Source organism: Streptococcus sp. 1343, assembly GCF_013277355.1.
Lineage (GTDB): Bacteria > Bacillota > Bacilli > Lactobacillales > Streptococcaceae > Streptococcus > Streptococcus pseudopneumoniae.
In genome coordinates this window covers 1-12,483 of record NZ_VMMT01000028.1, presented here as the reverse complement: position 1 = coordinate 12,483, position 12,483 = coordinate 1, and the positions used below count along the sequence as shown (strand labels likewise).

Below are 12,483 nucleotides of genomic sequence, written 5' to 3'. Positions count from 1 at the left end.
AGAAATGAGTTAGACATGTCAAAAGGATTTTTAGTCTCTCTTGAGGGACCAGAGGGAGCAGGCAAGACCAGTGTTTTAGAGGCTCTGCTACCAATTTTAGAGGAAAAAGGAGTAGAGGTGTTGACGACCCGTGAACCTGGCGGAGTCTTGATTGGGGAGAAGATTCGGGAAGTGATTTTGGATCCAAGTCATACTCAGATGGATGCTAAAACAGAGCTACTTCTCTATATTGCCAGTCGCAGACAGCATTTGGTGGAAAAAGTTCTTCCAGCCCTTGAAGCTGGCAAGTTGGTCATCATGGATCGTTTTATCGATAGTTCTGTTGCCTATCAGGGATTTGGTCGTGGCTTAGATATTGAAGCCATTGACTGGCTCAATCAGTTTGCGACAGATGGCCTCAAACCCGATTTGACACTCTATTTTGACATCGAGGTGGAAGAAGGACTGGCTCGTATTGCTGCTAATAGTGACCGCGAGGTTAATCGTTTGGATTTGGAAGGGTTGGACTTGCATAAAAAAGTTCGTCAAGGCTACCTTTCTCTTCTGGATAAAGAGGGAAATCGCATTGTCAAGATTGATGCTAGTCTCCCTTTGGAGCAAGTTGTGGAAACTACCAAGGCTGTCTTGTTTGACGGAATGGGCTTGGCCAAATGAAACAAGATCAACTAAAGGCTTGGCAACCAGATCAGTTTGACCGTTTTGTCCGTATCTTAGAACAAGACCAGCTCAATCACGCCTATCTCTTTTCAGGTTTCTTTGGAAGCTTGGAAATGGCGCAATTTTTAGCTAAGAGCCTCTTTTGTACGGATAAAGTTGGCGTCTTACCATGTGAGAAATGCCGAAGTTGCAAGCTGATTGAACAGGAAGAGTTTCCAGATGTCACCTTGATTAAGCCAGTCAATCAGGTCATCAAGACAGAACGCATTCGGGAATTGGTGGGACAGTTTTCTCAAGCAGGGATTGAAAGCCAGCAACAGGTCTTTATCATCGAGCAAGCGGATAAAATGCATCCCAACGCAGCCAATTCTCTGCTCAAGGTCATCGAAGAACCCCAGAGTGAAGTTTATATTTTCTTCTTGACTAGCGATGAGGAAAAGATGTTACCGACAATCCGAAGTCGGACTCAGATCTTCCACTTTAAAAAGCAAGAAGAAAAACTTATCTTACTCTTAGAACAAATGGGACTTGTTAAGAAAAAAGCGACTCTTTTAACTAAGTTTAGTCAATCGCGAGCTGAAGCAGAAAAGTTGGCTAATCAGGCAAGTTTTTGGACCTTGGTCTATGAAAGTGAACGCCTGCTGACTTGGTTAGTAGCTAAGAAAAAAGAAAGTTATCTACAGGTTGCCAAATTAGCCAACTTGGCAGATGATAAGGAAAAACAGGATCAGGTTTTACGGATTCTTGAAGTTCTCTGTGGGCAGGACCTCTTGCAGGTAAGAGTAAGAGTGATTCTACAAGATTTACTAGAAGCTAGAAAAATGTGGCAAGCTAATGTCAGCTTTCAAAATGCCATGGAATATCTGGTCTTGAAAGAAATATAAACTCAAAAATGAATGATAAAGAAAGGAAAGGGCTGTTTTATGGACAAAAAAGAATTATTTGACGCGCTGGATGATTTTTCCCAACAATTATTGGTAACCTTAGCCGATGTGGAAGCCATCAAGAAAAATCTCAAGAGCTTGGTAGAAGAAAATACAGCTCTTCGCTTGGAAAATAGTAAGTTGCGAGAACGCTTGGGTGAGGTGGAAGCAGACGCTCCCGTCAAGGCCAAGCATGTTCGCGAAAGTGTCCGTCGTATTTACCGTGATGGATTTCACGTATGTAATGATTTTTATGGACAACGTCGAGAGCAGGACGAAGAATGTATGTTCTGTGATGAGTTGTTATACAGGGAGTAGGCATGCAAATTCAAAAAAGTTTTAAGGGGCAGTCTCCCTATGGCAAGCTGTATCTAGTGGCAACGCCGATTGGCAATCTAGATGATATGACTTTTCGTGCTATCCAGACCTTGAAAGAAGTAGATTGGATTGCTGCTGAGGATACGCGCAATACAGGGCTTTTGCTCAAGCATTTTGACATTTCCACCAAGCAGATCAGTTTTCATGAGCACAATGCCAAGGAAAAAATTCCTGATTTGATTGGTTTCTTGAAAGCAGGGCAAAGTATTGCTCAGGTCTCTGATGCCGGTTTGCCTAGCATTTCAGACCCTGGTCATGATTTGGTTAAGGCAGCTATTGAGGAAGAAATTGCAGTTGTGACTGTTCCAGGTGCCTCTGCAGGAATTTCTGCCTTGATTGCCAGTGGTCTAGCGCCACAACCACATATCTTTTACGGCTTTTTACCGAGAAAATCAGGCCAGCAAAAGCAATTTTTCGACTCGAAAAAAGATTATCCTGAAACTCAGATTTTCTATGAATCGCCTCATCGTGTAGCAGATACGTTGGAAAATATGTTAGAAGTCTACGGTAACCGCTCGGTTGTCTTGGTCAGGGAATTGACTAAAATCTATGAAGAATACCAACGCGGTACCATTTCTGAGTTATTGGAAAGCATTGCTGAAACGCCACTTAAAGGAGAATGCCTTCTCATTGTTGAAGGTGCCAGTCAGGATGTGGAGGAAAAAGACGAGGAGGACTTGTTCTTAGAAATCCAAGCCCGTATCCAGCAAGGCATGAAGAAAAATCAAGCTATCAAGGAAGTCGCTAAGATTTACCAGTGGAATAAAAGCCAGCTCTACGCTGCCTACCATGATTGGGAAGAAAATCAAGAAAATGACTAATACTCTTCGAAAATCTCTTCAAACCGTGTCAACGTCGCCTTGTCGTAGGTGTGGTTACTGACTTCGTCNNAAAACAGTGTTTTGAGCTGGACTTCGTCAGTTCTATCTACAACTTCAAAGCAGTGCTTTGAGCAACCTGCGGCTAGTTTGCTCTTTGATTTTCATTTAGTATAAACAGGGAAGTTTGCCTTCTTCCCTTTTTTTGTTATACTAGTAGAAGAAAAAAATAGAAAGATTTGTGGGAGTGAAAAAGTCCAGGGGACTTTTTCAGCTTGAGCCAAGAAATTCGAGAGCGAGGAAAGTCCGGGGGACTTTTTCAGCTTGAGCCAAGAAATTCGAGAGCGAGGAAAGTCTGGGGGACTTTTTCAGCTTGAGCCAAGAAATTCGAGAGCGAGGAAAGTCCGGGGGACTTTTTCAGCTTGAGCCAAGAAATTCGAGAGCGAGGAAAGTCTGGGGGACTTTTTCAGCTTGAGCCAAGAAATTCGAGAGCGAAGTAAGTCCAATGGACTTTTTCAGCCTGAGCCAAGAAACTCGAAAGCTCGTAAGTCTGATTGGCTTTTTCAATGTGAATCTTAACTTCACACTCCCAAAGAGGTATTAGTGTCGTGTCTCAATCTTATATCAATGTTATCGGTGCTGGTTTGGCAGGTTCTGAAGCAGCTTACCAAATCGCAGAGCGTGGTATTCCAGTTAAACTTTATGAAATGCGTGGTGTCAAGTCGACTCCTCAGCACAAAACAGACAATTTTGCTGAGTTGGTTTGTTCCAATTCTTTGCGTGGGGATGCTTTGACAAATGCAGTTGGTCTTCTCAAGGAAGAAATGTGTCGCTTGGGTTCTGTTATCTTGGAATCTGCTGAGGCTACACGTGTTCCTGCCGGTGGAGCCCTTGCGGTGGATCGTGATGGTTTCTCTCAAATGGTGACCGAAAAAGTGGTCAACCACCCCTTGATTGAAGTGGTGCGTGATGAAATTACAGAATTGCCAACAGATGTTATTACAGTTGTGGCGACTGGTCCCTTGACTAGCGATGCCCTGGCTGAAAAGATTCATGCCCTTAATAATGGCGATGGCTTCTATTTCTACGATGCAGCAGCGCCTATTATCGATGTCAACACTATCGATATGAGTAAGGTCTATCTCAAATCTCGTTATGATAAGGGAGAAGCAGCCTATCTCAATGCTCCAATGACCAAGCAAGAGTTTATGGATTTCCATGAAGCCTTGGTCAATGCGGAAGAAGCACCGCTCAATTCTTTTGAAAAAGAAAAGTACTTTGAAGGATGTATGCCAATCGAAGTCATGGCCAAACGAGGCATTAAAACTATGCTTTATGGTCCTATGAAACCAGTCGGTCTTGAGTATCCAGACGACTACACAGGTCCTCGTGATGGAGAATTTAAAACCCCTTATGCGGTGGTTCAACTTCGTCAGGACAATGCAGCTGGTAGCCTCTATAATATCGTCGGTTTCCAAACCCACCTTAAATGGGGAGAGCAAAAGCGCGTTTTCCAAATGATTCCAGGTCTTGAAAATGCGGAGTTTGTTCGTTATGGGGTCATGCACCGCAATTCTTACATGGATTCACCAAATCTTCTGGAGCAGACCTACCGTTCTAAGAAACAACCAAATCTCTTCTTTGCTGGTCAGATGACGGGTGTGGAAGGCTATGTAGAGTCCGCAGCATCAGGCTTAGTTGCAGGTATTAACGCGGCTCGACTCTTCAAGGGTGAAAGTGAGGCTATTTTCCCAGAGACAACAGCGATTGGAAGTCTAGCTCATTACATCACCCATGCCGACAGCAAACATTTCCAACCAATGAATGTCAACTTTGGGATTATCAAGGAGTTGGAAGGCGAACGTATCCGTGATAAGAAGGCTCGTTATGAAAAAATTGCAGAGCGTGCCCTCAGCGATTTAGAGGAATTTTTGACTGTCTAATTTTTTTGAAAGAATCGCTCATGATACTATAAAAATCTTAGAAATTGTGATAAAATAGGTAGGATAAAAGAAGGAGAGTGAAAATGGCGAATCCCAAGTATAAACGTATTTTAATCAAGTTATCAGGTGAAGCCCTTGCCGGTGAACGTGGCGTAGGGATTGATATCCAAACAGTTCAAACAATCGCAAAAGAGATTCAAGAAGTTCATAGCTTAGGTATCGAAATTGCCCTTGTTATCGGTGGAGGAAATCTCTGGCGTGGAGAACCTGCAGCAGAAGCAGGTATGGACCGCGTTCAGGCAGATTACACAGGAATGCTTGGGACTGTTATGAATGCTCTTGTGATGGCCGATTCATTGCAACAAGTTGGTGTTGATACGCGTGTGCAAACAGCTATTGCAATGCAACAAGTGGCAGAGCCTTATGTCCGTGGACGTGCCCTTCGTCATCTTGAAAAAGGCCGTATCGTTATCTTTGGTGCCGGAATTGGTTCACCTTACTTCTCAACAGATACAACAGCGGCCCTTCGTGCAGCTGAAATCGAAGCGGATGCTATCCTTATGGCTAAAAATGGGGTCGATGGTGTTTACAATGCCGATCCTAAGAAGGACAAGACAGCCGTTAAGTTTGAAGAATTGACCCACCGTGACGTTATCAATAAAGGTCTTCGTATCATGGACTCAACTGCTTCAACCCTCTCAATGGATAACGACATTGACTTGGTTGTCTTCAACATGAACCAACCAGGCAACATCAAACGTGTCGTATTTGGTGAAAATATCGGAACAACAGTTTCAAATAATATCGAAGAAAAGGAATAAGAAAGATTATGGCTAACGCAATTATTGAAAAAGCTAAAGAGAGAATGACCCAGTCTCACCAATCACTTGCTCGTGAATTTGGTGGTATCCGTGCTGGTCGTGCCAACGCAAGTTTACTCGACCGTGTACATGTAGAATACTATGGAGTAGAAACTCCTCTTAACCAAATTGCTTCAATTACCATTCCAGAAGCGCGTGTTTTGTTGGTAACACCATTTGACAAGTCTTCATTGAAAGACATCGAACGTGCCTTAAACGCTTCTGATCTTGGTATCACACCAGCTAACGATGGTTCTGTAATTCGTTTGGTTATCCCTGCTCTTACAGAAGAAACTCGTCGTGACCTTGCTAAAGAAGTGAAGAAAGTCGGTGAGAATGCTAAAGTGGCTGTCCGCAATATCCGTCGCGATGCTATGGATGAAGCTAAGAAACAAGAAAAAGCAAAAGAAATCACTGAAGACGAATTGAAGACTCTTGAAAAAGACATTCAAAAAGTAACAGATGATGCTGTTAAACACATCGACGACATGACTGCCAACAAAGAGAAAGAACTCTTGGAAGTCTAAAAATAAACAGAAAAACTCAGTTGGCATTGCTGGCTGAGTTTTGTTCGAAAGAAGGAAATATGAATACAAATCTTGCAAGTTTTATCGTTGGACTCATCATCGATGAAAACGACCGTTTTTACTTTGTTCAAAAGGATGGCCAGACCTATGCTCTTACCAAGGAAGAAGGTCAACATACAGTAGGGGATACGGTTAAAGGTTTTGCCTACACGGATATGAAGCAAAAACTCCGCTTGACAACTCTAGAAGTGACTGCCACTCAGGACCAATTTGGTTGGGGACGTGTCACAGAAGTTCGTAAAGACTTGGGTGTCTTTGTGGATACAGGCCTTCCTGACAAGGAAATCGTTGTGTCACTCGATATTCTCCCTGAGCTCAAGGAACTCTGGCCTAAGAAGGGTGATCAACTCTACATCCGTCTTGAAGTGGACAAGAAAGATCGTATCTGGGGACTCTTGGCTTATCAAGAAGACTTCCAACGTCTGGCTCGACCTGCCTACAACAACATGCAGAACCAAAACTGGCCAGCCATTGTATACCGCCTCAAGCTGTCAGGAACTTTTGTTTACCTGCCAGAAAATAACATGCTTGGTTTTATCCATCCTAGCGAGCGCTATGCAGAGCCACGTTTAGGGCAAGTTTTAGATGCGCGTGTCATTGGTTTCCGCGAAGTGGACCGCACTCTGAACCTCTCCCTCAAACCACGTTCATTTGAAATGTTGGAAAATGATGCCCAGATGATTTTGACTTATTTGGAAAGCAATGGCGGTTTCATGACCTTGAATGATAAGTCATCTCCAGATGACATCAAGGCAACCTTTGGCATTTCTAAAGGTCAGTTCAAGAAAGTTTTAGGTGGTCTTATGAAGGCTGGTAAAATCAAGCAAGACCAGTTTGGGACAGAATTGATCTAGGGTGACATATGAGAAAATCATTTTACACTTGGCTCATGACCGAGCGCAATCCTAAAAGTAACAGTCCCAAAGCTATCCTAGCAGACCTAGCCTTTGAAGAATCAGCTTTTCCAAAACACACAGATGATTTTGATGAGGTGAGTCGCTTTTTGGAAGAACATGCCAGTTTCTCTTTTAACCTAGGAGACTTTGACGCTATCTGGCAAGAATACTTAGAACACTAGCATGATTCATTGGGTTTGGGCTAGTAATTTCTCCATCCCTTTGCTATAATAAAAAGAAATAAAAGGATTAGAGAGGTTCTTTATTTGAAGGAACATTCAATAGACATTCAACTGAGTCATCCAGATGACCTGTTTCATCTTTTTGGTTCCAATGAGCGCCATCTTCGTTTGATGGAAGAAGAGCTTGATGTGGTGATTCATGCTCGTACAGAGATTGTACAAGTCTTGGGGGGGGAGTCAGCTTGTGAGGAAGCTAGACAAGTTATTCAAGCCTTGATGGTTTTGGTAAATCGTGGAATGACAGTCGGCACACCAGATGTAGTGACTGCGATTAGCATGGTCAAAAACGATGAAATCGACAAATTTGTCGCCCTTTATGAAGAAGAAATTATCAAGGATAATACAGGGAAGCCTATCCGTGTCAAAACACTAGGTCAAAAACTTTATGTGGACAGTGTTAAACAGCATGATGTGACCTTTGGAATTGGGCCAGCAGGTACAGGGAAGACCTTTCTTGCAGTGACCTTAGCAGTGACTGCACTTAAACGTGGGCAAGTCAAGAGGATTATCTTGACACGTCCAGCGGTGGAAGCAGGAGAGAGTCTAGGTTTTCTTCCGGGTGATCTTAAGGAGAAGGTAGATCCTTACCTTCGACCTGTTTATGATGCTTTGTATCAGATTCTGGGGAAAGACCAAACAACTCGACTCATGGAGCGTGAAATTATTGAGATTGCGCCCCTTGCCTATATGCGTGGACGGACCTTGGATGATGCCTTTGTCATTCTCGATGAGGCGCAAAATACGACCATTATGCAGATGAAGATGTTTTTGACTCGTTTAGGTTTTCATTCTAAGATGATTGTCAATGGAGATATCAGTCAGATTGACCTGCCACGCAATGTCAAGTCCGGTTTGATTGATGCCCAAGAGAAACTCAAGAACATTCACCAGATTGACTTTGTTCATTTTTCAGCCAAGGATGTGGTTCGCCACCCAGTTGTCGCTCAGATTATCCGAGCCTATGAACCAGAACCGGTTAAAAAAGAAGAGAGTGAAGAATTAGATTCTCAACCTCTATATGAAGGATAGTTCTTTTGTACTTAAAGTTATCTCAATACTAAATCTATAGTAGATTGAAGCTAGAATAGTACGTTGTGACTGCTAAAACATTTTTAGAAATTAATTTGACTTTCCTGATTGATTTGTTTATATCTTATTTCAATCTACTATAAGTTTGCTTTTTAAATGTTTTATTCAATATCCTTATATTAGATTAGAAAGGTTTCAAGTGGAAGAAACGTATGGAATCAATCTTTTTAAAACTAGCTCAGTATCCCATAGTCGAGACAGAGCGTTTGTTGCTTAGACCTGTAACTTTGAATGATGCGGAAGCAATGTTTGACTATGCCTCGGACAAGGATAATACACGTTACACTTTTTCAACCAATCAAAATGTAGAAGAAACCAAGAATAATATTGCTCAGTTCTACTTGGCTAATCCCTTGGGACGCTGGGGGATTGAATTAAAAGATAACGGCAAGTTTATCGGAACCATTGACTTGCACAAGATTGATCCTGTTCTTAAGAAGGCAGCTATTGGCTACATTATCAATAAAAAGTATTGGAATCAAGGATTGACGACAGAAGCCAATCGTGCCGTAATTGAGCTAGCTTTTGAGAAGATAGGAATGAATAAGTTAGTTGCTTTACACGATAAGGCTAATCCCGCGTCAGGAAAGGTCATGGAGAAATCAGGCATGCGTTTTTCCCACGAAGAAGCTTATGCTTGTATGGACCAGCATGAAAAAGGCCGAATCGTGACAAGAGTTCATTATGTCTTGACCAAGGAAGACTATTTTGCAAATAAATAAGCAGTTGAAAAGAAATTTTTCGACTGTTTTTTCTTCCTCTTACGAATAATCTAAGAGAGGAGAAAATATGGAAGCAATTATCGAGAAAATCAAAGAGTATAAAATCATCGTCATCTGTACTGGTCTGGGCTTGCTTGTAGGCGGATTTTTCCTGCTAAAGCCAGCTCCACAAACACCTGTAAAGGAAACGAATTTGCAGGCTGAAGTTGCAGCTGTTTCCAAGGATTTGGTATCCGAAAAGGAAGTGAACAAGGAAGAGAAGGAAGAACCCCTTGAACAAGATCTAATCACAGTAGATGTCAAAGGTGCTGTCAAATCGCCAGGGATTTATGACTTGCCTGTAGGTAGTCGAGTCAATGATGCTGTTCAGAAGGCTGGTGGCTTGACAGAGCAAGCAGACAGCAAGTCGCTCAATCTAGCTCAGAAAGTTAGTGATGAGGCTCTGGTTTACGTTCCTACTAAGGGAGAAGAAGCAGTTAGTCAACAGACTGGTTCGGGGACAGCTTCTTCAACAAGCAAGGAAAAGAAGGTCAATCTCAACAAGGCCAGTCTGGAAGAGCTTAAACAGGTTAAGGGACTGGGAGGAAAACGAGCTCAGGACATTATAGACCATCGTGAGGCAAATGGGAAATTCAAGTCGATTGATGAACTCAAGAAGGTCTCTGGCATTGGTGCTAAGACCATAGAAAAGCTAAAAGACTATGTTACAGTGGATTAAGAACATCCCCATTCCCCTAATTTACCTGAGTTTTTTGTTACTTTGGTTTTATTACGCTATTTTCTCAGCATCCTATCTTGCTTTGTTGGGCTTTGTTTTTCTGCTAGTCTGTCTCTTTTTCCAATTTCCATGGAAATCAACAGGCAAAGTTTTAGTGATTTGTGGAGTCTTTGGCTTCTGGTTTCTGTTTCAAAATTGGCAACAGAGCCAAGCGAGTCAAAATCTGGCGGATTCTGTTGAAAGGGTACGGATTCTGCCTGACACTGTTAAGGTCAATGGTGATAGTCTGTCCTTTCGCGGCAAGGCTGATGGACGCATTTTTCAAGTCTATTATAAACTCCAGTCCGAGGAGGAGAAAGAAGCCTTTCAAGCTTTAACCGACCTGCATGAGATAGGACTAGAAGGGAAGCTTTCGGAGTCAGAAGGGCAGAGAAATTTTGGTGGCTTTAATTACCAAGCCTATCTGAAGACTCAGGGAATTTACCAGACTCTCAATATCAAAACAATCCAGTCACTTCAAAAGATTGGCAGTTGGGATATAGGAGAAAACTTGTCCAGTTTACGTCGAAAGGCTGTGGTTTGGATTAAGACGCACTTTCCAGACCCTATGCGCAATTACATGACAGGACTCTTGCTGGGACATCTGGACACCGACTTTGAGGAGATGAATGAGCTTTATTCCAGTCTAGGAATTATCCACCTCTTTGCCCTATCTGGCATGCAGGTAGGTTTTTTCATGAACGGATTTAAGAAACTTCTCTTGCGATTGGGCTTGACCCAAGAAAAGTTGAAATGGCTGACTTATCCCTTTTCCCTTATCTATGCGGGACTAACTGGATTTTCAGCATCGGTTATTCGCAGTCTCTTGCAAAAGCTACTGGCTCAACATGGGGTTAAGGGCTTGGATAATTTTGCCTTGACAGTGTTTCTCCTCTTTATTGTCATGCCAAACTTTTTCTTGACAGCAGGAGGAGTCTTGTCCTGCGCTTATGCTTTTATCCTGACCATGACCAGCAAAGAAGGGGAGGGGCTCAAGGCTGTTGCTAGTGAAAGTCTAGTCATCTCCTTGGGCATATTGCCCATTCTATCCTTCTATTTTGCGGAATTTCAACCTTGGTCCATCCTCTTGACCTTTGTCTTTTCCTTTCTATTTGACTTGACCTTCTTACCGCTCTTGTCTATCTTATTTGCCCTTTCCTTTCTCTATCCAGTCATTCAACTGAATTTTATCTTTGAATGGTTGGAGGGAATGATTCGCTTGGTCTCGCAGATGACAAGTAGGCCGTTTGTCTTTGGACAACCTAATGCATGGTTTTTAATTTTATTGTTAATTTCCTTGGCTTTGGTCTATGATTTGAGGAAAAATATCAAAAGAGTAGCTGGCTTCAGCTTACTTATTGTGGGTCTCTTTTTCTTGACCAAGCATCCACTGGAAAATGAAATTACCATGCTGGATGTGGGGCAAGGAGAAAGTATTTTCCTAAGGGATGTAACTGGGAAGACCATTCTCATAGATGTAGGTGGCAAGGCAGAATCTGATAAGAAAATTGAAAAATGGCAAGAAAAGGCGACGACCAGCAATGCCCAGCGAACCTTGATTCCCTATCTCAAAAGTCGAGGAGTAGCCAAGATTGACCAGCTGATTTTGACAAATACGGACAAGGAACATGTTGGAGATTTGTTGGAGGTGACCAAGGCTTTTCATGTAGGGGAGATTTTAGTATCAAAAGGAAGTCTGAAACAGAAGGAATTTGTGGCAGAACTACAGGCGACTCAAACCAAGGTGCGCAGTGTGACAGCAGGAGAGAACTTGCCAATTTTTGGAAGTCAGTTAGAAGTCCTATCTCCAAGGAAAATTGGAGATCATGAAGATACCCTGGTTTTGTATGGAAAACTCTTGGATAAAAACTTTCTTTTCACTGGAAATTTGGAGGAGAAAGGAGAGAAGGACATGCTGAAGCACTATCCTGACCTAGAAGTGGATGTTTTGAAAGCTAGCCAACATGGCTCTAAAAAATCATTAAGTTCAGACTTTTTAGAACAGCTCAAACCAGAGATGACTCTCATCTCAGTTGGAAAGAACAATCGAACGAAACTCCCCCATCAGGAAACTTTGACACGACTGGAAGGTATCAATAGCAAAGTTTACCGAACTGACCAGCATGGAGCTATACGGTTTAAAGGTTGGAATAGTTGGAAGATTGAAAGCGTTCGATAGGAAAGATAAATATTATTATTAGACTTCCTGCGAAACAAAATATGGTATAATAGTTCTATGAATTATGAAGCAAGTAAACAACTAACTGATGCACAATTTAATCGTCTTGTTGGTGTTCAGCGCACGACTTTTGAAGAGATGTTAGCTGTATTAAAAATTAAACACGCAAAAGATGGATAAAAACCTAAATTAAGCCTAGAATACCTTCTTATGGCGACTTCAATATGTGCGAGAATATCGAACTTATGAACAAATTGCGGCTGATTTTGGTATCCACGAAAGCAACTTAACCCATCGGAGTCAATGGGTTGAAGTAACTCTTGTTCAAAGTGGTTTTACGATTTCAAGACCTCCTCTCAGTTCTGAGGACACGGTAATGATTGATGCGACGGAAGTAAAAATCAATCGCCCTAAAAAAACAATTAGCGAATG

At 42.2% G+C, this 12,483-nt stretch carries 13 protein-coding genes and 1 pseudogene; all 14 read left to right on the top strand.

Going from position 1 to position 12,483, the window contains the following annotated elements:
- The first annotated feature begins 15 nt into the window (after window positions 1–15).
- Window positions 16–654, top strand: a complete 639-nt coding sequence (gene tmk / locus HT709_RS04655; protein WP_000033362.1) for a dTMP kinase — start codon at window positions 16–18, stop codon at window positions 652–654.
- Entirely contained in the window at window positions 651–1,541 is an 891-nt protein-coding gene (locus HT709_RS04650) for a DNA polymerase III subunit delta' (RefSeq protein WP_119920008.1), read from the top strand. Before tmk ends, HT709_RS04650 begins: the two co-directional genes overlap by 4 nt.
- Window positions 1,542–1,580: 39 nt before the next feature.
- The gene (gene yabA, locus HT709_RS04645) at window positions 1,581–1,898 is read left to right on the top strand and encodes a DNA replication initiation control protein YabA (RefSeq protein WP_000358228.1); all 318 of its coding nucleotides are present in this window, start codon (window positions 1,581–1,583) and stop codon (window positions 1,896–1,898) included.
- Between the two features lie 2 nt (window positions 1,899–1,900).
- Window positions 1,901–2,779: a 16S rRNA (cytidine(1402)-2'-O)-methyltransferase gene (gene rsmI / locus HT709_RS04640; RefSeq protein ID WP_001166876.1), complete on the top strand. Its 879-nt coding sequence runs from the start codon at window positions 1,901–1,903 to the stop codon at window positions 2,777–2,779.
- Between the two features lie 605 nt (window positions 2,780–3,384).
- Window positions 3,385–4,719 (top strand): methylenetetrahydrofolate--tRNA-(uracil(54)-C(5))-methyltransferase (FADH(2)-oxidizing) TrmFO, encoded by a 1,335-nt coding sequence (gene trmFO, locus HT709_RS04635; RefSeq protein WP_172925552.1) that lies wholly within the window; start codon window positions 3,385–3,387, stop codon window positions 4,717–4,719.
- A gap of 83 nt (window positions 4,720–4,802) precedes the next feature.
- The gene (gene pyrH / locus HT709_RS04630; RefSeq protein WP_000002996.1) at window positions 4,803–5,540 is read left to right on the top strand and encodes a UMP kinase; all 738 of its coding nucleotides are present in this window, start codon (window positions 4,803–4,805) and stop codon (window positions 5,538–5,540) included.
- An 8-nt stretch (window positions 5,541–5,548) separates the two neighbouring features.
- Window positions 5,549–6,106, top strand: a complete 558-nt coding sequence (gene frr / locus HT709_RS04625) for a ribosome recycling factor (RefSeq protein WP_001262225.1) — start codon at window positions 5,549–5,551, stop codon at window positions 6,104–6,106.
- A 59-nt stretch (window positions 6,107–6,165) separates the two neighbouring features.
- A complete protein-coding gene (gene cvfB / locus HT709_RS04620) occupies window positions 6,166–7,020 on the top strand; it encodes an RNA-binding virulence regulatory protein CvfB (protein ID WP_001095471.1) in 855 nt (284 codons plus the stop codon).
- A gap of 8 nt (window positions 7,021–7,028) precedes the next feature.
- Window positions 7,029–7,244 carry a YozE family protein gene (locus tag HT709_RS04615; RefSeq protein WP_001232084.1) on the top strand — a complete coding sequence of 72 codons (216 nt, stop codon included), beginning with the start codon at window positions 7,029–7,031 and terminating at the stop codon, window positions 7,242–7,244.
- 84 nt (window positions 7,245–7,328) lie between these two features.
- The gene (locus tag HT709_RS04610; RefSeq protein WP_000658205.1) at window positions 7,329–8,333 is read left to right on the top strand and encodes a PhoH family protein; all 1,005 of its coding nucleotides are present in this window, start codon (window positions 7,329–7,331) and stop codon (window positions 8,331–8,333) included.
- A 212-nt stretch (window positions 8,334–8,545) separates the two neighbouring features.
- Window positions 8,546–9,115 (top strand): GNAT family N-acetyltransferase, encoded by a 570-nt coding sequence (locus HT709_RS04605; protein WP_000443735.1) that lies wholly within the window; start codon window positions 8,546–8,548, stop codon window positions 9,113–9,115.
- 67 nt (window positions 9,116–9,182) lie between these two features.
- Window positions 9,183–9,833, top strand: coding sequence for a helix-hairpin-helix domain-containing protein (locus HT709_RS04600; RefSeq protein WP_000387332.1), 651 nt, complete (start codon window positions 9,183–9,185; stop codon window positions 9,831–9,833).
- Window positions 9,817–12,051, top strand: a complete 2,235-nt coding sequence (locus HT709_RS04595) for a DNA internalization-related competence protein ComEC/Rec2 (RefSeq protein ID WP_138700418.1) — start codon at window positions 9,817–9,819, stop codon at window positions 12,049–12,051. Before HT709_RS04600 ends, HT709_RS04595 begins: the two co-directional genes overlap by 17 nt.
- Window positions 12,052–12,108: 57 nt before the next feature.
- Window positions 12,109–12,483 (top strand): annotated as a pseudogene (locus tag HT709_RS04590) (transposase family protein); the annotation flags it as partial.